Here is a 22,963-nt window from a genome sequence, read left to right as displayed (position 1 = left end):
TATAGATTGTGAGTTGTATAGGGTTTACAAGTATAAGGCAGGCAGTTATGCGGCGCTGGCGCACGTTACATCAATGGATTGGGGTAATTATTGGCATTCAGGTATTACTTTGGATCGCCGGAGGCTTATACATGAGCGCGGTGCCCTTAGAATGGGTACACGGAAAACCATTACTGCATCCTAGCGAGGTTCAAAACATCACTCTGAATGCTGATAGTGCGCAGGATAGCGTTCCTATCACTGCAGTTGCACCGCTGGATATAACCGAATATACCTCTTTACGCTGGGTTAATCGGTTAGGGCAAGCTGTAGTAGAAGCGGTCGACATTAACGGCCATGAGACGTTCCTAAGTTTGACCGACGACCATCAGTGGCAGACATTGCTACCGCTGAGTGAAGATCTAGTCAGTGCTGAGGCAACAAGACGCTATGCGGGAAGCGGAGAGTTCGCGCAGATTGCTTTATTGACAGCGATTCCGAGTGAAGCGTCAGGGATCGAGCATCCGGTATATCGAGTAGATTTTGATGATTGGATAAACACCACGTTTTATTTACATCCTATGACGGCTGAAGTGCTTAAAGTACGGAGCGATTTGTGGCGTTTATTTGATATCTTCTGGATGTTACACATTATGGATTATGAAACGCGCGATAATTTTAATAATCCTTTGCTGATCATCAGTGCGATTATTGCGTTGTTTTTTACTGTAACGGGAATGGTTTTAGTATTTTCTTGGGCCCAGCGTGGTTTGCAGCGACGCAAACGCAGCCTGTGAACAACGCGATCCACATTGCCCTCTATAATGTCTATGGCAAAGAAGATTTCTGCTCATCTATACAGGTTGAGCATAACCCCTAATTGACGCAATAGGTCAAATCTATCAGCTATTACGGTGCATGTAGAGGCTGATTTGCATACCCACTGCAGAAGCGGTTTTGTTTTAGTCTATCGGTAAAACAGCATCAAACAATTCAAACGCGATGCGCGCGGCCAGCTTGGCTGTGCGATTATCAATGTCGAAGCTAGGATTTAGTTCGGCAATATCCGCCAGCTTCCAAGTAAAGTCTAAATGCTCCCGCTGCTGAGCTATCCAGTGCAGTATGGCAATGACCATCTTGGGGTCGATACCCAATGCACTCGGCGCACTGACGCCAGGCGCATGAGCCGCAGGAAAGGCATCTAGGCAGATGGTCAGGTAAAGCTGATCAATAGAAGCTAAAAACGGTGTTAACAGGTTTTTTAGTGCAGTCAGTGAGCAATCTTTATCTAGCAGGTAATGTGTGCCAGATGTATTTGCATAGTCAAACAGGGCGGGGGTGTTAGCTGCCCTTGAAATCCCAAGGCAAGCATAATGAAATGCTTGTTGACGTTCAGCTCGATGTTCTGCAATTTGGCGAAATGGGGTACCTGAGCTGGATGCTGGAGCTGGACGGCGCAAGTCAAAATGGGCATCAAAATTGATGATCCCTATCTTAGCTTGTTCAAGTGATCCAAGTGATGACGCCAACCCTTGATAACTGCCCCACGCAATTTCATGCCCGCCACCGAGCCCCAGCACGAAGTCATGCTGATCCAATGCGGTTTTAATTTGTTGAGCATAGCGTTGCTGAGCATACTCTAGCTGGTCATCTGCTTGTGTGTTGCCATAATCATTAAGGTTTGCTGACCAATGCCAGGGTAAATTGGCTAACGCACCGCGCAAGCTGTCTGGCCCCTGTGCTGCACCGACCCGTCCTTTATTTGCAGCGACGCCAAGATCACAACAGAAACCCACCAGTGCAGTGCTGCATGCGATTTTGGGGTCTGGCTTCTGTTGAACTTTTTGATGCCAACGTAGCCCTAAATCACCATCTTCACTGTCAACCCGTCCTTGCCAATTAAACATGTTTGCCTCCAACCCAGATATTGGATGGGCGAATACCATTGATACTGTAGACTAATTCTGCTGGAGTATTGACTTCCCAAAGTGTTAAGTCAGCGCGTTGCCCCACAGCAATCTGGCCACGGTCGGATAGGCCAAGTGCATGCGCCGCATTGATGGTCGCTCCTTGTAATGCTTCTTCAGGTGTAAGGCCAAATAAAACACACGCCATATTGAGGGCGGTTAATAATGAAGCAACAGGCGAACTCCCTGGGTTAAAATCTGTCGCGACTGCCATTGGTACATTGTGTTCCCGCAAGACTTGAATAGGTGGCTTACGTGTTTCATTTAAATAATAAAAAGCGCCGGGCAAGAGTACAGCGACACTGCCACTTTCTGTTAGCGTGGGGATATCCTGCGGCGCTAGATACTCAATGTGATCCACGGAAAGGGCATGATAGCGGGCCGCCAAAGCTGCTCCCTTCTGATCACTTAATTGTTCAACATGAGCTTTAATGCTGAGCCCTTGTTGTTGTGCTGCTTGAAACACTCGCTCAGTTTGCGCTGTGGTAAATCCAATGGATTCACAGAACACATCCACTGCATCCGCCAAGTTCTCGGCCGCTACCTTCGGGATCATGTGTTCGCAAACAAATGTGATGTAGTCGTCAGCACGCCCCTTATATTCCGGTGGTATAGCATGGGCACCAAGGTAAGTCGTACTGACGGTGAGCGGGAGTTCCTTCGCCAATGATTTAGCTACCTTAAGCATGCGCAGCTCGGTGTCTTCATCCAGTCCATAGCCAGATTTAATTTCAAGCGTCGTAACGCCTTCTTCGCATAAACGTAGGGCGCGTTTTTTCGCACTCGCTAACAAGCTTTCAGTGCTAGCTACACGAGTGTCGGTTACGGTGCGCATGATCCCTCCACCTTGCTCTGCAATGGTTTTATAAGATACACCCTGAAGGCGCAGAGCAAATTCATGCGCACGGTCACCGCCATAAACAATATGGGAATGACAGTCGATCAATCCAGGCAGTAGCCATTTTCCTTTGGCATCAAACATCCTAGTGGCGGTGATGTCAGAGTCAGCGGATAGCAGCGCCGCAATGCAACCATCTTTAATTGCCAATGTTGACGCCTCTAGCTCACCATAGGGTTGGCCGCTCTTGGTCATAGACGCGATTCGGGCGTTTGTAATAACAGCATCGTAATTCATAAGACTTCAGTATAGCGCTCGACAATGTTTTTCACAGTCTACTTGTCTATACTTGTATATACAAGTAGTATGGGGGACTTCATTAATAGCAAAGTCGCTCAAATATGCAGCCTCGATATATCGCAATTAAAGCAGGGCTAGTAGATGCCATCGAGCAAGGTGAAATGTGCTCTGGTGAACAGGTGCCTTCAGAAAATCAACTGGCGCAGCAGTATGGCGTTAGCCGAATGACGGCACGTAGGGCCCTCAGCGAGTTAGTCGAGGAGGGTATCTTAATGCGCTCGCAAGGGCTTGGTACCTTTGTCGCTGATCATCGGCCGATGAGTTCAATGCTCGAAATTCGCAGCATACGAGATGAAATTGAACAGCGTGGGCATCAATACAGCAACCACATCCAGTTGCTTAGTGAAGTGATAGCAGACGATGTCATTGCTAATGTTCTCGATATTCCGCGCGGGCATGCAGCCTTTCATAGTGTGATAGTGCACCTCGAGAATGGCTTACCAGTGCAATATGAAGATCGTTGGGTCAATCCACGTTGGGCACCCGACTACTTAGCCCAAGATTTTTCTAAACAAACAGCAAACTATTATCTCAATCAAGTAGCGCCTCTGACTCAAGCGGACCACAGTGTAGAAGCCATGTTACCGCATGCCGACATCGCAGCCGCGTTAAAGATTCAAGAGACCGAACCTTGCTTAAAGATCTCGCGCCGAACCTATTCAGCTAAAGGTGTGGTTAGTCACGCCTTACTCTATCACCCGGGTAAACGTTATCGCTTGGGTGGTCATTTAGATTTTCAAACAAAAATAACCCCTACCGTGGAGAAAACATGAACCGTTTTGATCCTTCCCGTGAAATCCGCGCCCCGCGTGGCACAACCTTAACTGCAAAGAGCTGGCTTACAGAAGCACCGCTGCGTATGCTCATGAACAACCTTGATCCAGACGTCGCTGAGCACCCACAAAACCTCGTAGTGTATGGCGGGATTGGCCGTGCAGCGCGTGACTGGGAAAGCTTTGATAAAATTGTTGAAGTACTGACTCGGTTAAATGATGATGAGACATTATTGATCCAGTCGGGCAAGCCTGTGGGCGTCTTCCCGACCCATGAAAATGCGCCTCGTGTGCTTATTGCTAACTCAAATTTAGTACCCCATTGGGCCAATTGGGAACATTTTAATGAGCTCGATAAGCAAGGTCTGATGATGTACGGGCAAATGACCGCGGGCTCTTGGATCTACATTGGTTCACAAGGGATTGTGCAAGGTACTTATGAGACCTTTGTTAGTGTGGCCAAGACGCATTTTGAAGGCAGTGCAAAAGGTCGCTGGATATTGACCGGCGGGCTTGGTGGCATGGGCGGCGCACAACCACTTGCCGCAACTATGGCGGGTTTCTCAATGTTAGCGGTTGAAGTGGATGAAAGTCGTATCGATTTTCGGATCAAAACCGGTTATCTCGACAAGAAAGCCAAATCTATTGATGAAGCACTTGCTCTGCTGAGCGCGGCTAAAGCGGAAAATACGCCCATCTCGGTTGGTTTACTCGGCAATGCGGCGGATGTTTTTCCTGCCTTGTTAGAACGTAACGTGATCCCCGATGTGGTTACCGACCAAACCAGCGCGCATGATCCACTTAACGGTTATCTTCCGCAAAACTGGACGCTGGAGTATGCGGCTGAAATGCGCACAAAAGATGAGGCTGCCGTGGTAAAAGCCGCCAAACAATCTATGGCCGTGCAAGTTAACGCCATGTTGGGTTTACAGGCAGCCGGTGCGGCAACATTGGATTATGGCAATAACATTCGGCAAATGGCGTTGGAAGAAGGTGTGAATAATGCTTTTGATTTTCCTGGCTTTGTTCCTGCATATATTCGCCCGTTATTCTGCCAAGGCATAGGCCCGTTTCGTTGGGCTGCATTGTCGGGTGATCCTGAAGATATTTACAAAACAGACGCTAAGGTGAAAGAGCTTATCCCAGACAATCCACATTTGCATAATTGGTTGGATATGGCCAAAGAGCGCATTCAATTTCAGGGATTACCTGCGCGGATCTGCTGGGTAGGGCTGGGTGAGCGACAAAAGTTGGGTCTGGCGTTTAACCAAATGGTGCGTGATGGCGAGCTCAGTGCGCCGGTTGTGATTGGACGCGATCATTTAGATTCGGGCTCAGTTGCGTCACCGAATCGCGAGACCGAAGCCATGTTGGACGGATCTGATGCGGTTTCAGATTGGCCATTACTGAACGCACTATTAAATACTGCCGGTGGCGCTACTTGGGTTAGTTTGCATCATGGTGGTGGTGTCGGTATGGGCTTTAGCCAGCACAGCGGTGTGGTTATTGTCTGTGATGGCAGTGCTGAAGCTGATGCTAGGATCAGTCGTGTATTACATAACGATCCTGCAACAGGCGTAATGCGCCATGCTGATGCTGGTTATGAGATTGCACAAGATTGCGCACGTAAACACAATCTGGATCTCCCAATGCTTAAGGGAGGGCAGGATTAATGGAACCTCTGATCCTTGAACCCGGCACTTTAACCTTAGCGCAATTGCGCACAGTGCATCGCCAACACGTCCCCATTCAATTGTCCGATTCTGCGCATAGCGCTGTATGTGCGGCAGAGCAAACGGTACTCGATGTTATCAAGCAAGGACGGACAGTGTATGGCATCAACACTGGGTTTGGACTGTTGGCGAATACGCGCATCGATGCATCGGAGTTGGAACTGTTGCAACGCAGCATTGTGCTCTCTCATGCCGCCGGTACGGGGGATTTTATGCAACCCGATACAGTGCGGTTGCTCATGCTGCTAAAAATCAATTCGCTGGCACGCGGATTTTCGGGTATTCGACTCAGCGTAATCGAAGCACTGATCAGCTTATACAACGCACAAGTGTATCCTGCGATCCCTGAAAAAGGTTCAGTAGGAGCCAGCGGTGATCTCGCGCCATTGGCCCATATGAGTGCGGTTCTGCTGGGCGAAGGTGAAGCGTTTCACAATGGACAGCGGATAAACGCAGCACAAGCGTTAGAAATTGCCGGCCTAAGCCCAATCACACTTGCACCCAAAGAAGGGTTAGCATTACTCAACGGTACCCAGGCCTCTACCGCATTTGCTTTACAAGGGCTGTTTTATACAGAAAACGCGTTGTATAGCGGGATTGGCATAGGGGCTCTCACTGTAGATGCTGCGTTAGGTTCGCGTGTGCCATTTGATGCGCGGATCCATGCTGTGCGCGGGCATCAAAGTCAATCCGATGTGGCCACTGCATTTCGAGATTTATTAGCCTCCTCGAGTATTGGTGAATCTCATCAAGGCTGCGAGAAGGTGCAAGATCCCTATTCGCTACGTTGTCAGCCTCAAGTTATGGGAGCTAGCCTGCAGCAAATGCGCTTTGCCGCAGAGGTCTTAGTTACCGAAGCCAATGGAGTGAGTGATAATCCGTTAGTCTTCGCTGATAGCGGTGATATTTTATCGGGTGGGAACTTCCATGCCGAGGCTGTAGCGATGGCTGCTGATATGCTTGCTATTGCGCTAGCCGAAATTGGCGCCCTTGCGGAGCGTCGAATGTCATTGATGATCGATACTCATTTAAGCGGCTTGCCTCCATTTCTAGTTGACAATGGTGGGGTCAACTCAGGTTTTATGATTGCGCAAGTGACTTGTGCGGCATTAGCGAGTGAAAATAAAACCCTCGCGCATCCTGCTTCAATCGATTCGTTGCCAACCTCAGCTAATCAAGAAGACCATGTTTCGATGGCTACATTTGCCGGACGTCGTTTACGCGACATTTTCGATAATGTTGCTGGTATTCTTGCGATTGAATGGTTAGCCGCCTGTCAAGGGTTGGATTTCCGCAAGCCATTAAAAACAAGTGAGCACTTACAAACATTGCATGGCTTGCTGAGGGGTAAGGTTGAATTTTATGCGCAAGATCGTTATTTCGCACCCGATATTGAAGCTGCGAAACAATTGATCAAGCAACATAAGTTGATGGATGCCACTCAGCTGTCATTGCTAAGTTAATGAGTTAAGCCTCAGCTTGTGGCTGAGGCTGTTGCCTCTTTTGGCGTTGAAAATACTGACCGATCATTTGTTCTAATTTGGACTTGTCGACGGGTTTGGTTAAATAGTCAGTCATGCCTGCAGCAAAACAGGCTTCCTTATCGCCTTCTAACGCATTAGCCGTTAACGCAATAATCGGAATCTCTTGCCACGGCCCACATTCTCCCGCGCGTATTTTTTGGGTCGCTTCGTAACCATCCATAACCGGCATTTGGCAGTCCATTAAGATCAGGTCTATCTCGCGGCGTTTCTTAACTTTCAGTAGTTCAAGCACCATCTCGCCGTTTTCCACAGTTATGGTTTTGGCTCCCAAGTTGGCCAACATATCCTCTACTACCAGTTGATTTATCGCGTTGTCTTCAGCCACCAAAATATGACAATCCCGAATATCAACATCATGGTCTGTGGTCGCAGAGGCTGCTTTCTGTTCTGCACGCTTGACCGGAAGATTGAAGCTCACCTTAGTTCCTTTGCCGAGTTCACTTTGGACACCAATAGTGCCTTCCAACAGTGTCACTAATTGCTGGCATATGAGGAGGCCAAGGCCTGTCCCTGCAATGGTTTTGCGACTGCTGTCATCGAGTTGCTGGAATGGGCGAAACAACTTATCAATGTCTTCGTTGGCAATCCCTATACCGGTATCCGTAACTTGACACGTTACAACGTAATCATCGGCGACTTCTGTCAATTGAACGTTAATTGTGACGCTACCTTGCTGAGTAAACTTATTCGCGTTGCTGAGTAAATTCAGCAAAATTTGTTGCAAGCGCGTTTGGTCGGTGTTGATCCAAATTGGCTGTGACCAATTGGTTTTTAGTTGAAGCGTATTGCCTTGTTTGGTGTACATAGGCTCAAACAGTTTCACCATCTGCTGTAAACATTCGGTTAGTTCAAAGGTTGTACGAGTTAACGTCAACTTACCGGCTTCAATTTTGGAATAATCCAGAATATCGTCGACAATTTGCCCGAGTAGACTGGCACTTTGCTGGACGAGTTTAAGTTTTTCCTGTTGTTGTGGGTCTAAGTTGGACACTTCAACGGTTTGCAATAAACCACTGATACCTGCGATTGGCGTGCGTATTTCATGACTCATATTGGCCAGAAAGCGCGATTTTTCTTTTAAGGCCGCTTCAGAATCCAATCTTAGTTGATGTTCAAGGGTAAAGAAGTCTTCGACCTTGGAAAACAAGAATTGCATACCTTGCAGTACAATGAGTTGGCCAACCAAGGTTACGAGCAGCCAACGACTGGGACCCAGTGTGAAGTTAAAGTCAAAGGCCAAAGCGTAACTGGCGAATAATCCGATGTGAGTGACTAAAAGTAATACCCACCTTACCCATACGGCATTGTGCACGGCGATGGCAAAGGCACTGACCATTAGGGCAATACCGGCATAGGCGATACTTTGGTTTACGTAACAATTAACCCATCCTACTACCATCAATAAACAACTAAATTTAAGCGCCAGAGCCTGCGAGGAGAGGTGATGGCGGCATTGGTAGAGTAAAAACATCGCGCCAAACATGGTCAGTTGTATCACGACAATCTGCGGACGGATTGCAGCAACCAAATTGAAGTAAACCGTTATCACAATGATTGGCACCAACAGCAGCATTAGCGCTTTAACCATTGCGGTGATGTAGGCGTGTTTTAACTGTTCAGCCTCGGTATACATATCACATAACTAATCTACTGCGGTGTATAGAGTATTGCGCTAACTTTGCTCGAATACAATTCAAAACGAGTAATCTAGTGGTAGCAGCGCGGTTAAAAGGTTAACGTATTGAGTTTAATGGGTTCATATATGATGACAGGAGAGCAGCACTATGAAATTCATAAAGCAGAATTACTGTGCGGGAATAATAATATGTGTATTATTTTTACTCACGGGCTGTAGTGATAGCGAAGTGGGTGATGTGAGTCTCGGAGTTTTTACCACCAAGGATATTAAGATAGATGCGTTAACCGATCCGCTCATTCCAGGAGTCACCTGTCATATATCCAGTATCGAAGCGAATCTGGATTTATCTGACCCATCGGATAGCTCGATTGCCTGTCGTCAAACAGGGCCCATTACCGCGGCCATGCTAAGTACTATCGATGTATCTGACTCGGGCGAAGTGGTATTTAAAAAATCTAAAAGTATTTTCTTTAAAAATATGAAAGTGCGACGGATTTTCGATCGTTCATCGCAAACCCTAATGTATGTCTCTTATAGCACTAAAGAAACCTCGGGCAGCTTTAAACACAGCCTGTCAACAGTGCCATTGTGGGGAACTTCAGCCTATCAAACATCAACGAGTAGCAATCCACAACAAAGTAACTAATTACACGTGGTTCGACCGATAATTTGCGGCAACTGAAAGCAAATATTGTTAATGTTACCTGGTTAAGGCGATAGCCAATAAATTGTGGTCATCAGTGACCATCATAAGGAATTCGATATGCACAGGCTTTCAATCATTATCATTTTCGCTCTGTCGTCGCTTAGTGCATGCAGTGATCGGCAAACTTTGGAACACCCAGCCGAACAAATTCAGCCAGCAAAAGAACGAGTAGTGCCGGAGTTTTGGCCACGCTTAGACATTGCGGTAAAAGCAGACCCTGCTATTGAAAAACGGGTAGAGAAAATCCTCTCTGAATTGACCTTGGAGCAAAAAGTTGCACAGCTTATTCAACCAGAGATCCGGGATATTACCGTTGATGACATGCGTACCTATGGGTTTGGTTCATACCTAAACGGTGGTGGTGCCTTTCCTAACCAAAATAAACATGCTTCGGTGCAGGACTGGGTTGCGTTGGCAGATGCCATGTACATGGCTTCAATTGATGATGCAATCGATGGCAGCACAATCCCGACCATGTGGGGTACTGATGCTGTGCATGGTCACAATAACGTTATTGGTGCGACCTTATTCCCGCATAATATTGGGCTAGGAGCAGCAAGAAACCCACAGCTGATAGAGGATATCGCCCGTGCAACGGCAAAAGAGGTGATGGCAACGGGTATCGACTGGGTATTTGCGCCGACTGTTGCAGTGGTTAGAGATGATCGCTGGGGAAGAACATACGAGAGTTACTCCGAAGATCCGCAGATTGTTCATGATTATGCGGCAGCGATTGTTAAAGGTTTGCAAGGGCAACCCGGTGTAGACCTGTTAAGTGATGATCACGTTATCAGTACCGTTAAGCATTTCGTTGGTGACGGCGGCACAGTCGGTGGTGACGATCAAGGCGACAACGTAGCCGCTGAAGAGGAGCTTTTCGCGATCCATGCGCAGGGCTACGTTGGCGGGCTTGAGGCTGGAGCTCAAACAGTGATGGCGTCGTTTAATAGCTGGCATGGAGAAAAAGTGCATGGTAGCCATTACCTGTTAACTCAAGTCCTAAAAGAGCGTATGGGGTTTGATGGATTTGTGGTGGGTGACTGGAATGGGCATGGTCAAATTCGTGGTTGTACTAACGAGAGTTGTCCTCAAGCAATTAATGCCGGCCTTGATGTTTTTATGGTGCCAACTGATGCGTGGAAACCACTGTATGAGAATACGATTCAGCAAGTAAAAACTGGTGTTATACCAATGGAGCGCATCAATGACGCAGTACGCCGGGTGTTACGTGTGAAACTGCGGGCTGGTTTGTTCGATAAGCCACGTCCCGCAGCAAGAAAGCTCAGCGCAGATACAGCGCTTATCGGTGCGCAACAACATCGAGATCTCGCTCGTGATGCAGTTCGTCAGTCATTGGTATTATTAAAAAACAAGCAGCAACTATTGCCTCTGTCACCGCGCTTGAATTTGTTAGTGGCGGGAGATGGTGCCGACAATATCGGCAAGCAATCTGGAGGTTGGTCTATAACATGGCAAGGCACAGGCAATACAAATGAGGACTTCCCAAACGGCACTTCGATCTATGCTGGTCTAAAGCGACAAGTTGAGGCTGCTGGTGGTGCTATCGAATTAAGCGCAACAGGAGAATTTACGCAAAAACCTGACGTAGCAATCGTGGTCTTTGGTGAGGAACCTTATGCAGAAGGCCATGGCGATCTCGATAATATGGAATACCAACGCGGCCGAAAGACGGATCTAGCATTACTCACTAAGTTGAAGAAAGCGGGTATCCCTGTGGTGTCGGTCTTTATCAGTGGGCGCCCGATGTGGGTCAATGGCGAACTTAACCAATCTGACGCTTTTGTTGCTGCTTGGCTGCCGGGCACAGAGGGAGAAGGCGTTGCCGATGTTTTGCTGCGTGACGCAAATGAAAATGTCCAATTTGACTTCACCGGGCGGCTCAGTTTTTCCTGGCCATATTCAGCGACTCAAGCGGTGATTAATCAGGATAGTTATGTAGCCAAATCAGCCGATTATGATAGCCAAGACGCTGAGCTTTTGCAGCAATGGTCAGTCCCCAACGGAAGTTCAGCCAATCGGCGCGATGACTCTTTACCTCTGTTACCTTACGGTTTTGGTCTACGCTACGGTGATATCAATATCCTGCCTGACAATCTACCCGAAGAAAGTGAGTCTGGTGCAGCTGAATTGCGCGACTATGTAATGTTTTCTCAAGGTGTTCGCTCGGGCTTTCACAATGTTATTGGGGATAGCAAAGGCAGCAAACGGGTGGCGAGCAGCATTGAAAGTAATGCGGCGGTCAATATTCGTACTATGGATCGCAACATTCAAGAAGATACGGTTTTACTAAGTTTCTCTGGCGCCGAATATGGTTTGTTCGCCATTGCAGATAACTTTGTCGTAGATCTCAGAGGCTACCTTGAGGCGAACTCTACCCTCAACGTTGAATGGAAAGTGAACAAGCAACCGACAGACGCCGTTACGTTTGGTATGCGTTGTGAAGAAGAATGCGGCGAAGGCCTTGATATAACGGCCCGATTACGTGATGAAAAATCACAAAGCTGGCATACCCTTGCAGTGGATTTGCAGTGTTTTCAGCAACAGGGTATGGACCTGAGCCGAATCGCTTCTCTGCTGTCGGTAGCAACCGCTGGAGAGTTTGTAGTCCAGTTGGGCGATGCTCGAATTGTGCCAAACAATGTCGAAAATGCTGATATTCAGTGTGTATCTGAGGTGACTGATGGTGATTAGTAATTGGCGAATAGCCAGCATAATTGTCCCTTCGCTTTTCGCTGTATCAGCCTGTCAGGCAAAAGAGACTAGCATAGCGGTGGAAAAAGCTGAGGAAATCATCCGCATTGACGGCTCAGACAGTGAAGGAAGTTGGGGCAAAGCCGTATGGCAACCAATGACTGAGCTAATCCTTGGCAGTAAGCCTGCGCCTGAGGATTTTTGCGGCAAATTTAAATTATTGTGGGATGAGGATTTCCTGTATTTGTTAGCGCATATACAAGATGATGTGTTGTTTGATCAAAACCCTGATCCGTTGGTGGCCTACTGGGATGACGATTGTTTAGAAGTGTTTTTGGACGAAGACGCTTCGGGCGGCGAACACCAATTTAACCATAATGCGTTTGCTTATCATGTAGCACTGGACAATCAGGTCGTGGATATTGGCATTGGTAGCGCTGACCAGCCTGCCCGTTTTATCTTGCTAAACGAGCATATAACGAGCCGCTGGCAGCGCAGTTCCGAACCACCTTACGCACTTACATGGGAGCTGGCGATCAGGGTTTATGATGATTCCTTTGATGAGCGTAAGCGCTCGATCCAACGGCCAGTTCAATTAGTAAAGGGTAAGAAAATGGGCTTTATGCTGGCCTACTGTGATAACGACGGGAGTCAGCACCGTGAACATTTTGTCGGCTCACATGCCATCGAACCGGTCGGTGGGGATAAAAATTTGGGCTATAAAACGGCAGACGTATTCGGCGTGATCGAGCTGCTTGATAAAGAGTGAACGCAAATATTGCATCCCCGCGATTGACTGGGTATTGTGTAGCGCATCATTGATTGGAGCGGCCCTGAGTGAACAAGAAATCCTGCATAATTTGTTTCGTTCTTTGCAGCGCTGTGACGGGATGCAGTTCGGTTGGCGAACCTAACTCAGTGCAGCTAAATATTGCCTCCAAAAATATGTCCATAAACACTTTATCATCCCTCGTTGGGGCTTATTTACAGAACAACAATGTGACTCGCGCGGAAGCATTATTAGCACAAGTGAGTGAGCAGGATTACACCGAGTCTTTATGGCGTTATAGCGCTGAAATCGCATTACGCAAAGGTGACATAACGAGCGCAAAAAAAGCCCTGACTTACGTAGCTGAATGTGACAATTTAGCATTGTTTCGTGACCGATTTGATTCGCCGATTGATTGTATGCAAACCGTCAAAACTGCGGGGGCCACGGATATACAATCAAGCCTGGGCGACACGACACATAAAGCATCTAATTATCATCAAGCCGCAGCGGTTTCGAATGCTAGTTCAATGCTGCAAAAAAAGCAGACGAAAGGCTCGCAGTTACATTTCATTCAAGCCGGCGAGACTTTCTATAGCCTCGCAAAGCGCTACGGTGTGAGCGTTGCACAATTGCGCCAGAACAATCCACAGTTAGATATTTTTGATATTCCAATTGGCACCTCTATTGTTATTCATTCGCCTTAGAGTGGATGCATGGATCTTTATCATGTTTACCGCTTTAGTCTTTTTTTCTGTGGTATCCTAATCGAGCGTTGAACCTCTATAGACTTATCTTGAACTCGTCATCGTCATCGTCATCGTCATCATCAGTTGCGTTGGTAGCAGTGTGTATTGGATACCTGATTGGACCAATGGGCATGGCAGCGGTGAATGTGGCGATCCCAAATTTGGCGACTGATTTGCAGGCCAATGCCTCCAAAGTGGCGTGGCTACCAACCATCTATTTGTTAAGTAACGTAGCGTTTATGCTGCCAGCGGGCAAGCTGGCCGATATCTACGGACGTAAGCGGGTGTATTCGCTAGGTCTAATTTGCACCGCTCTTTCGGCACTATTCTGTGGCTTTGCCAACAGTATTGATGAAGTTCTCGTGTGGCGCTTTATTCAGGGTATAGCTGGAGCCATGATTTTTGGGACTGGCATAGCCATTGTTACCTCGGTGACGCCAACACATCGACGGGGAAGGGCATTAGGCATAGTGGCAGCGAGTGTCTATGTCGGTCTCACAATTGCTCCAGCGATTGGCGGGTGGCTAACCCAACATTGGGGCTGGCGTGCGGTGTTTTTCTTCCAAGTGCCGTTACTTTTGGTATTAAGCCTATATATTCGTCTGCGCTTAATCGGTGAGTGGAAAAGCCACCTTCCAGCACGTTTTGATGCTGTGGGAAGCGCTATTTTCATGCTATTTGCGAGCAGTTTAGTTTATGGCCTTAGTCAGGGCTTCTCTTTAACTGGTGGACTCTTTTTGGGCATCGCAGTTATCTCCTTATTGGCTTTTATTGTGCATCAAAAGCAACATGCGACCCCGCTTATTCGTATCCAATTGTTTGTTGAGAGTCGGATATTCAGCTTGTCGTTACTCACTTCATTTTTCATGTATGGCAGTAACTTTGCGATTGTTTTTTTAATGAGTTTATATCTGCAATATGTCAGAGGCATGTCGCCTGCCGAAGCAGGTCAGATTTTGCTACTTCAGGCGCTAGCGATGGCTCTTGTTGCACCGCTGGCGGGACGATTAGCGGATAAGTTTGAGGCCAAGATTCTAGCAACCTTGGGTTGTGTGATTGTCGGTATTGGCTTTGTACTACTGAGTCAGCTAGATACTAAAACTAATTCGGTAGTGATTGGCGTTGCATTATTAGCCGTAGGTATTGGTTTCGGCTTATTTTCTACCCCCAATAACAATGCGATCATGGGGTCAGTTGACGAACATGAAGTGGGGGTGGCGTCATCCTCGATGAACCTGTCGAGAACCATTGGCAACTTGTTTGGTATGAGTGTGGTGAATTTAATCATCCATGCTCAAATGGGAGACCAAGCCATGGCGGATGCCCCGGTTGAAGCAATGATGACCACCGTCGCGCAGGCGTTTATCCTGTCCCTCACATTCGTAGCTATCGCAACCTTCACTTCAGTGCTACGGGGCGCTCAATCTAATGGGCGCAGCTAAACTTTGCGCTTGAATCAAATTTTCTGATTAACTCAATCGATTTTATTTACCGCACTTTTTCACCAATTCATTCCTATACTTCTACACACTAATTCGTTTCTCGCGATGCCTGTCGCGCGAACGATTGGTCTGCAAGGGAGGTCGCTATTGCTATAGCGGTTGACCTTTTTCAACTTAAAAAACAATGAAAAGAAACGCAGATATAGAATACGAGGAAAAGGAATATGAAATTGCAACGTCGATTTTTAAAAACCGCGATAGCGGGGTTCGTAAGTATGGCCTTTGCAAGCACACCAGTGCTCGCAGAAACTGCTGAAATGACTAAGCCCAAAGGTGCAATGGGCAGTGGTATGGCAAAAATGGGACAGCCAAAATCCAATCAGTTTTGGTGGCCCGATCAATTAGATCTCTCTTCCCTTCGTGACCAAGATTCACGTTCGAACCCCTACGGATCGGATTTCGACTATGCGCAAGCATTTGCCCAATTAGATTTAGATGCAGTGAAAGCAGACCTGAACGCATTAATGACAGATTCACAAGACTGGTGGCCTGCTGATTTTGGCAATTACGGTCCGTTTTTTATTCGCTTAACTTGGCATAGTGCAGGTACGTATCGGACACTAGATGGTCGCGGTGGCGCTGGCGGTGGTCAGATGCGTTTTGACCCGCTCAACAGCTGGCCCGACAATGGCAATCTTGATAAGGCACGTCGTCTGTTATGGCCGATCAAACAAAAGTATGGTGAGTCGCTGTCATGGTCAGACCTAATGGTATTGGCCGGTACAGTAGCGCTGGAAAATATGGGCTTTGAGACTTATGGGTTTGCTGGCGGGCGTGCCGATGATTGGGAACCTGACTTGGTATATTGGGGCCCAGAAGTTGAAATGCTAGCCAGCGATCGTGAAACTCGCGACGGTGAATTGCAGCGTCCGCTAGGTGCGACTCACATGGGCTTAATTTACGTTAACCCCGAGGGCCCAAAAGGCAAACCAGATCCAATGGGATCAGCTAAAAATATCCGTGTAGCCTTCGGTCGCATGGCGATGAATGATGAAGAAACGGTGGCCTTAGTTGCCGGTGGTCACACCTTCGGCAAGATGCACGGCGCGCACAAGCCATCTGACTGTGTGGGCGTTGAGCCAGGCGCAGGTCCCATTGAAGACCAAGGCCTAGGTTGGAAAAATAAATGTGGCAAAGGGCATTCAGAAGACACAGTAACCAGTGGGCTCGAAGGGGCGTGGACGCAAATGCCAACCAAGTGGACTTCACTCTACTTGAGTAACCTACTGAATAATGAATGGGTACAAACGCGCAGTCCTGCTGGGGCTATTCAATGGGTACCGAAAGATAAAGCCATGCACACGGCGGCACCTGATGCACACGTTGAAGGTAAACGTAACCCTGTGGTTATGACCACCGCTGACTTGGCGCTTAAAGCCGACCCAGAGTATCGGAAGATTGCAGAGCGTTTCCTAGCTAACCCTGAAGAGTACCGGCTAGCCTTTGCGAAAGCATGGTACAAATTGACCCACCGTGACATGGGACCACCGAGTAATTTCTTAGGTAAATACGTGCCAGAAGAGCCGCTAATTTGGCAAGATCCGATCGATGCAGACAGTGTTTCAAATATTGACGATAGCGATGTCGCTAAGCTGAAAGAGGCCGTCTTGGATACCGGTTTAAGTGTGCCTGAATTAGTGCGCACCGCTTGGGCCTCTGCAGCCAGTTACCGTCATGCGGATATGCGTGGTGGTACCAATGGCGGTCGTTTAGCCTTGGCACCACAAAACTCATGGGCAGTGAATAACCCAGCAGAGTTGACTAAAGTCATGGAAGCGCTCAAAGAAGTGCAGGACGACTTTAATGGTGGCATGTTCAATAGTGACAAAGTCTCGATGGCAGACCTTATTGTTATCGCTGGCGCAGCCGCAGTAGAAAAAGCAGCAAAGGATGCTGGATTTAACGTTACTGTTCCGGTCAAGCCTGGTCGTGGCGATGCCACCCAAGAGCAAACCGATGTGGATTCGTTTGCATTACTAGAACTGAAGGCCGATGGTTTCCGCAACTATTTTGATGCTGAAGGCAGCTATGAGTCACCCACTGAAAGTTTGGTAGATAAGGCCGATCAGCTAAATTTAACTGTGCCTGAAATGACCGTATTGGTCGGTGGTATGCGTGCATTGGATGCCAACTACAAAGGTATGCAACATGGTGTACTCACGGATAATCCAGGTAAGTTGACTAATGATTTCTTTGTTAATTTGTTGGATATGTCGTATGCATGGCAAAAAACCGATGAAGAAGGCGTTTATCAAGCGGTTGAGCGTAGCAGTGGAAATCCAAAATGGACGGCCACACCGGTTGACCTGATTTTTGGCAGTAACTCTGAATTACGAGCAATTGCTGAAGTCTATGCATTTGATACGTCGAAACAGAAGTTTGTTGATGACTTTGTTGCAGCATGGTCTAAGGTGATGAACTTAGGTCGCTAAAAGTTTTTAAAACAAAGATAGATAAAAACGCCCCTATTACGGGGCGTTTTGTTTCCAACTATACTAAAACAAGTTGAAAGGCCATATTTAGCAGGCATTCTACTGATCCAATCTATATGAATCGGTTGCCTGTACTATAAAAACCTCTACCAGTTATTTAACATCTGAGCCGAACTAGTGACTGTGGACGATGAAAATCTATGTATGACTGCTTTTGGGGCAGTTGCATGCAAGTCAAAGAATGAATGATAGTCATTAAGGCGATACTTCGATTCTGCTAGGCAAACCGGTCGCTTGATTAGATTACGCAATCATGGAGTTGACCCAAGTATAAGGTGTCGGTCTTTTTGAATTCGTGCTTTTATATCCTTATTCATAGAAATCACACAAAAAAAGGGAGCGTTAGCTCCCTTTTTTGTGTGCGAACAAGCTGCAACTTATTTTTTCAATCGACGCATACCAAACCCAATCAGCGCCAAGCCCAGAATGGCAAGTGTTGAAGGTTCAGTAACTGTGCTTGAACGAGCGGGGAGAGAGCCAAGTAAAGTAAAGCCGTCACTGTTAGTATTCGCCCACCCCCAATAAAACTCAACCGCACCATTTGAGGCGTTTGTATTTAGTACATTTCCAGAAAAAGATAGCGTTACAGTTCTATTAGTTGCGGTCGCCCCGCTAAGAGAGGTAACCGCATATTCTGACCACGTATAAGGAATAGTTGAAGAAAACAAACCAGTGTTGCCTGTCAATGAGAAACTTAACGAGTCAAATACTGACGTAGACCATGAATTAGATACAAAACCTGTTCCACCTGCCCATAAATCACCAATGTAGCGTAAATTAAAATTAAACAGGTTACCCGCCCATCCGCCGGGTGCTGTGTAACCGCTCATATCGCCATTCACTGTGAAGGTTATTGAATTACTTTGGATGTTTAAATTGGTGAATACCAATGACGCATTAGCTGCGTTACTTGACAAAAATAAAGACAAAACAAACACAATTCTTAACATGGCTAATTTCATTTGGTGATCCTCTCGCCAAAGGGCGCGTTAACTTCGTAATAAAGATGCATATTATGAGCCAATTAAAATTATCTAATAAATACAGTGGTTTATAATTGATAGTGATTTTGATGTGAAATAATTGTAAAAAAACTCGACACCGGTTACGGTGCCTAACACCCACTCAGTAACTTATGCCTCGGTTCGTCAACCGCAGATAGAATGTGGTTCGTTATTTTCGATTAAGTGGCAGCAAAACCAATACAAAAAGACTCGTATGCAAATTGGCTCGAGACTTTTCTGCTAAGGTTAGAGCATAAATAAACAAATCCAGAAAAGAAAAATATGAGCAGTCCTAACAGTCAAACTGAATTTCGTTTCCTCGCCGAGCCTACTGATGTGAACTTTGGCGGAAAAGTGCATGGTGGCATGGTCATGAAATGGATCGATCAGGCGTCATATGCCTGTGCCGCGCAGTGGAGTAAGCGCTATTGTGTTACTGTTTCAGCCAATGCAATCCGATTTATACGACCAATACTGGTCGGTCAGTTGGTATCCGTGAAGGCGCGTATAGTGCATACCGGAAAGACCAGTATGCACATTTACGTTGTCGTGCGCGCAGGCGACCCCAAAGAAGATAATATTGTGGTCACTAATCGCTGTTTTATAACCTTTATGGCAGTCGATGAGGCTGGTTATCCCGTAGAAGTGCCCGCTTTCACCGCAGAGGATGAAGAAGACAAACAGTTAGAAAAGGTCGCAATTCATGCCAAAGAGTTTGCCAAGCAATTAGATATGGATTTTGAGCAAACCTTGGGTTGGAAGTAAGTGATTGCAGAAAACTAAAACCCTGATTGAACTAAATTTAAACGACCCATTAGTTTAAACCCGTTATATCGGTTGTTGAACTTCGGCCTCAAGAACCTAGCGGTTTTGAGGCTATATTCATTTACACAAATCACTTACGAGGTTAAAAATACCCTTCCCGCTTCTTTTTCTCCATGGAACCGCTTTGGTCTTTATCTAACAAACGCCCCTCGCGCTCACTGGTCTTACTGGCAATCATTTCAGCGACAATCGCCTCTAACGTATCGGCTTGGCTCAATGTGGCGCCTGTTTGTGGGTAGCATCCCAAAGTACGAAAACGGATCCATCTTTCTTCGAGGGAGGCTTTTTCGGTTTCACTTAAATAAGGCAGCATACGTTCATCATCTAGTGCGAGTATTTGCTGACTGTCGTCGTCAATCCAGCTCATTCGTGGTTTTGCGAAATACAGTGGGACTATTTCTATACGTTCTTGCAAGATGTATAACCAAATATCTAATTCAGTCCAATTAGAAAGGGGAAAAACGCGAACTGATTCGCCCTTATTTATTTGTGAGTTGTATATTGACCAAAGCTCCGGGCGTTGTTGTTTTGGGTCCCATTGATGATTGGCATTGCGCACTGAAAATACTCTTTCTTTCGCCCGTGATTTTTCTTCGTCGCGCCTCGCGCCACCTAAAGCCGCATCAAACTGATATTTATCTAATGCTTGTTTTAAGGCGATGGTTTTCATGAAGTCATTGTACTTTACCGAGCCTGAAGCAATGGGGTGGATCCCCATATCCAGTGCCTCTTGGTTAATATGCACACGAATATCTAATGCATATTTTTCAGCCAATTGATCACGAAACCGACCCATTTCGCCAAATTCCCAAGTGGTATCAACATGTAACAGGGTGAAGGGGACTTTAGCGGGCCAAAATGCCTTGCGGGCGAGATGCAACATAACCGTCGAATCTTTTCCAATGGAATAAAACATACACGGGTTTTCAAAACTGGCAGCGACTTCACGCAAGATATGAATCGCTTCAGCTTCAAGCATTTGCAGGTTATTGAGTTGAGGCATTTTGGGGCGCACATTGACTTTTACATGTGCGCCATATTAAGGAGTTTGATTGTCAGTTAAAAATCGCAATTTGCTTAATGAAGCTAAGTTTTAACCGAGCAGTTACTGGCCGATTAAAATCCGAGACAAATTAAGTTATTCGACTTTACTTATGGTCGGTTCAAGAATACGCACTTCTCGTTGTGGGAATGGAATTTCGATACCATTTTCGCGCAACGTTTCAAACACGATTAGTAATAAGTCGCCGCCTACCCGATTTTTACCGTCGTCGATGCCGTACATCCAGAATTCAACAAACATATTAACGCCAGAGTCTCCGAAGCTGTCGATTTCGCAGTCTGGGCGTTCTTCAAAGGGGATATCTTCGCCCGCAATGACTTGTGGATGCTGTGCAACCGCATCTTTGACGAGCTCGACCATGGCGCGGATATCTGTCTTATAAGCAACCGAGAAGTCGATGCGATAACGCTGCTTCGGGTCTTTATGGGTCCAATTGATGAGCAACGAGTTAATAAACTTCTCGTTCGGTACGAGAATATCTTTGCCATCGTAAGTTTCGAGAACGGCGTAGCGCATCTTAAATTCGCGTACAAAGCCTTTGCTACCATCGTCAAGCTCTACAAAATCGCCAACAGTCAGCGAACGATCAAGCAGAATAATAATGCCAGAGATAAAGTTTGATGCGATGGATTGTAGGCCAAGGCCCAGACCAACACCTACGGCGCCACCAAAAACGGCCAATGCGGTTAGGTTAATACCCATTACATTCAATAGCAGAATAAAAATAACGCAGAATAGGGCGACCTCAAAGATCTTAGCGAAGACTTCCTTGGTGCTCACATCAAGCGATTTGTGATTGCGAATAATGTCTTTACCTACAGCGTTTGATGCACGCCCAAGCCAGAACAGCAATGAGCCAAAAATGATAACTCTTACGACGCCGTAGGCTGAAATTTCAATATTGCCGAGGCTAAATCCGATGGAAGACAGGGCATTCACAATTTCTGGTAATAGACCAATCATGTGCAAAAAGACAATGGGTAAGCCCATCCAACGCAGCAGGCTGGCGATCATTCCCTCTTTCACAAAAGCACGAATAAATGAGTTTAGCACCAACAAAGTTGCGATTGTCAGTGCGGTTTTTAGTAACCAATCGGAAAACTGAAACTGCTGGCTCAGCACCGTGGATAGTTTCAGTAAAATAATCGCGATGAACGGGAATATCAGCCCGCCAAGACGATAGCCTATCCAACGCAGTGTATGCGTACCCGTATCCGGCTCGACATTAAATAACGGCGTCTTTTTGGTTACGCGGGTAGCTGTGACAAACGCGAAACCGTAGATAGCGCAGATAGCAATAACCTGGATGAAAAAGTGTTGACTGGTCAGCGCAGCCTCTATTGATTGTTGCATTTCTGCAAGTAGTGACGCGAAATGATCCATTGAGCGCTCTTTATATGCTAAGCAAAATACGGGTTAATTAGTCACAATTTATGCTGAATTGAGGGAAAAAACCAGTAAAGTTAGTCGAGCTAACGCAAGTAGAGCTATGGTAAATCATTATGAATCTATGAGTGTAGCTAACATTATCCATGGATGGAGATGATTGACTTGCAATCGGTGTATTACTTTCGTGTATGGAGTAGTGGACGAAAGAGTGCATGTTAATGCATGTATTGGGAAAGCCAATGAAAGGACTAATTGTCAATAAATTAAAGGCGAGGCCCAGCCCCGCCTTTTCCTATTTGTAGAGTTTTTTGAGTAACCTGCATAACGATTTAACGTTGTGCAACTAAAAAGGCATGGACGTCAGTCGCATTCTTTTCCAGAGAAAACTCAATCAATGTTTTACCGTTACATGTCACGCCATTATCTGCTGCTACCGCTCGAATGACTGCACGACGACTAGCTGCAACTTCACCAACGCTGCGGGTCGCAAAGTGTTGAATCGAAGTCACACTGTTTTCAAGCACGGCTTTACAAAAACCTGCGAAACGCACGTCGCCAGTATACTTAACGTTTTCTGCTGGTGTCGTTTCTGGGCTTGATGCTAAAGCAGCGGTAGACATAAATACACCTACCAAAACAACCGCGAATGATTTTAATGATACTAATTTCATAAGGATTTCCTCAAAGTTTTGCTGACACACCGTGTGCCAGGCCTATTCTTTATGCCTGAGGAAAAACTGAAGTGTTGTTGTTTGTTTGTAGAGCTTGGGTAAAAACAGCGTTACAAATCGTGTTACCAAGACGTTACAACTTTAACTCTATGATTTTATTGTGAAAATATATCTCACATATAACTTTTGGGTATTTTAAATGCTCTTTTAATGCTTAAATTGTATTTAACGCGCGTGTTTTCTACCAC

At 46.4% G+C, this 22,963-nt stretch carries 18 protein-coding genes; 11 read left to right on the top strand and 7 right to left on the bottom strand.

Annotated features, from left to right (window positions below; all coding sequences use genetic code 11):
• Nucleotides 1-47 precede the first annotated feature (47 nt).
• Nucleotides 48-776 (top strand): PepSY domain-containing protein, encoded by a 729-nt coding sequence (locus CSH92_RS05130; RefSeq protein WP_100656541.1) that lies wholly within the window; start codon nucleotides 48-50, stop codon nucleotides 774-776.
• A gap of 165 nt (nucleotides 777-941) precedes the next feature.
• On the opposite strand, the gene hutG is transcribed toward CSH92_RS05130, so the two are convergent.
• Both hutG and hutI read right to left on the bottom strand, forming a co-directional pair.
• Nucleotides 942-1,886, bottom strand: a complete 945-nt coding sequence (hutG, locus tag CSH92_RS05125) for a formimidoylglutamase (RefSeq protein ID WP_100656540.1) — start codon at nucleotides 1,884-1,886, stop codon at nucleotides 942-944.
• Nucleotides 1,879-3,081, bottom strand: a complete 1,203-nt coding sequence (gene hutI / locus CSH92_RS05120) for an imidazolonepropionase (protein WP_100656539.1) — start codon at nucleotides 3,079-3,081, stop codon at nucleotides 1,879-1,881. Before hutI ends, hutG begins: the two co-directional genes overlap by 8 nt.
• 104 nt (nucleotides 3,082-3,185) lie before the next feature.
• On the opposite strand from hutI, the gene hutC reads away from it, so the two are divergent.
• From hutC to hutH, 3 genes are read left to right on the top strand one after another with little or no spacing between them, the layout of a single operon-like run.
• Nucleotides 3,186-3,917 (top strand): histidine utilization repressor, encoded by a 732-nt coding sequence (gene hutC / locus CSH92_RS05115; RefSeq protein ID WP_100656538.1) that lies wholly within the window; start codon nucleotides 3,186-3,188, stop codon nucleotides 3,915-3,917.
• Nucleotides 3,914-5,590: a urocanate hydratase gene (hutU, locus tag CSH92_RS05110; RefSeq protein ID WP_100656537.1), complete on the top strand. Its 1,677-nt coding sequence runs from the start codon at nucleotides 3,914-3,916 to the stop codon at nucleotides 5,588-5,590. Before hutC ends, hutU begins: the two co-directional genes overlap by 4 nt.
• Nucleotides 5,590-7,113, top strand: a complete 1,524-nt coding sequence (hutH, locus tag CSH92_RS05105) for a histidine ammonia-lyase (protein WP_100656536.1) — start codon at nucleotides 5,590-5,592, stop codon at nucleotides 7,111-7,113. Before hutU ends, hutH begins: the two co-directional genes overlap by 1 nt.
• A 4-nt stretch (nucleotides 7,114-7,117) precedes the next feature.
• On the opposite strand, the gene CSH92_RS05100 is transcribed toward hutH, so the two are convergent.
• On the bottom strand, nucleotides 7,118-8,827 hold the full coding sequence (locus tag CSH92_RS05100; protein WP_100656535.1) for an ATP-binding protein: 1,710 nt from the start codon (nucleotides 8,825-8,827) through the stop codon (nucleotides 7,118-7,120).
• A 151-nt stretch (nucleotides 8,828-8,978) separates the two neighbouring features.
• On the opposite strand from CSH92_RS05100, the gene CSH92_RS05095 reads away from it, so the two are divergent.
• The 6 genes from CSH92_RS05095 (at nucleotide 8,979) to katG (ending at nucleotide 17,703) form a co-directional block, all read left to right on the top strand.
• Complete coding sequence (locus CSH92_RS05095) at nucleotides 8,979-9,479, top strand: CreA family protein (protein ID WP_100656534.1); 501 nt, start codon at nucleotides 8,979-8,981, stop codon at nucleotides 9,477-9,479.
• Nucleotides 9,480-9,596: 117 nt separating this feature from the next.
• A complete protein-coding gene (locus tag CSH92_RS05090) occupies nucleotides 9,597-12,251 on the top strand; it encodes a glycoside hydrolase family 3 protein (RefSeq protein ID WP_100656533.1) in 2,655 nt (884 codons plus the stop codon).
• The gene (locus CSH92_RS05085; RefSeq protein ID WP_100656532.1) at nucleotides 12,241-13,020 is read left to right on the top strand and encodes a sugar-binding protein; all 780 of its coding nucleotides are present in this window, start codon (nucleotides 12,241-12,243) and stop codon (nucleotides 13,018-13,020) included. Before CSH92_RS05090 ends, CSH92_RS05085 begins: the two co-directional genes overlap by 11 nt.
• Before the next feature lie 176 nt (nucleotides 13,021-13,196).
• Complete coding sequence (locus tag CSH92_RS05080; RefSeq protein WP_124916921.1) at nucleotides 13,197-13,727, top strand: LysM peptidoglycan-binding domain-containing protein; 531 nt, start codon at nucleotides 13,197-13,199, stop codon at nucleotides 13,725-13,727.
• A gap of 86 nt (nucleotides 13,728-13,813) precedes the next feature.
• Nucleotides 13,814-15,211, top strand: coding sequence for an MFS transporter (locus CSH92_RS05075; RefSeq protein ID WP_100656728.1), 1,398 nt, complete (start codon nucleotides 13,814-13,816; stop codon nucleotides 15,209-15,211).
• A 224-nt stretch (nucleotides 15,212-15,435) separates the two neighbouring features.
• The gene (gene katG / locus CSH92_RS05070; protein WP_100656530.1) at nucleotides 15,436-17,703 is read left to right on the top strand and encodes a catalase/peroxidase HPI; all 2,268 of its coding nucleotides are present in this window, start codon (nucleotides 15,436-15,438) and stop codon (nucleotides 17,701-17,703) included.
• Nucleotides 17,704-18,140: 437 nt separating this feature from the next.
• Here the strand turns inward: katG and CSH92_RS05065 are convergent, their stop codons facing one another.
• On the bottom strand, nucleotides 18,141-18,725 hold the full coding sequence (locus CSH92_RS05065; protein WP_100656529.1) for a PEP-CTERM sorting domain-containing protein: 585 nt from the start codon (nucleotides 18,723-18,725) through the stop codon (nucleotides 18,141-18,143).
• 324 nt (nucleotides 18,726-19,049) lie between these two features.
• On the opposite strand from CSH92_RS05065, the gene CSH92_RS05060 reads away from it, so the two are divergent.
• Entirely contained in the window at nucleotides 19,050-19,532 is a 483-nt protein-coding gene (locus CSH92_RS05060) for an acyl-CoA thioesterase (RefSeq protein WP_100656528.1), read from the top strand.
• A 142-nt stretch (nucleotides 19,533-19,674) separates the two neighbouring features.
• On the opposite strand, the gene cysD is transcribed toward CSH92_RS05060, so the two are convergent.
• From cysD to CSH92_RS05045, 3 genes are all read right to left on the bottom strand, one after another.
• Complete coding sequence (gene cysD, locus CSH92_RS05055) at nucleotides 19,675-20,607, bottom strand: sulfate adenylyltransferase subunit CysD (RefSeq protein ID WP_205662122.1); 933 nt, start codon at nucleotides 20,605-20,607, stop codon at nucleotides 19,675-19,677.
• 123 nt (nucleotides 20,608-20,730) lie between these two features.
• On the bottom strand, nucleotides 20,731-22,038 hold the full coding sequence (locus CSH92_RS05050) for a mechanosensitive ion channel family protein (RefSeq protein ID WP_100656526.1): 1,308 nt from the start codon (nucleotides 22,036-22,038) through the stop codon (nucleotides 20,731-20,733).
• Between the two features lie 335 nt (nucleotides 22,039-22,373).
• Nucleotides 22,374-22,715: a DUF3718 domain-containing protein gene (locus CSH92_RS05045; RefSeq protein WP_100656525.1), complete on the bottom strand. Its 342-nt coding sequence runs from the start codon at nucleotides 22,713-22,715 to the stop codon at nucleotides 22,374-22,376.
• Nucleotides 22,716-22,963 lie beyond the last annotated feature (248 nt).

The organism is Neoalteromonas flava, from assembly GCF_002807685.1.
Taxonomy (GTDB): domain Bacteria; phylum Pseudomonadota; class Gammaproteobacteria; order Enterobacterales; family Alteromonadaceae; genus Alteromonas_E; species Alteromonas_E flava.
Note: the sequence above shows the minus strand (reverse complement) of the source record. Positions and strands in the feature narration are given on the sequence as shown.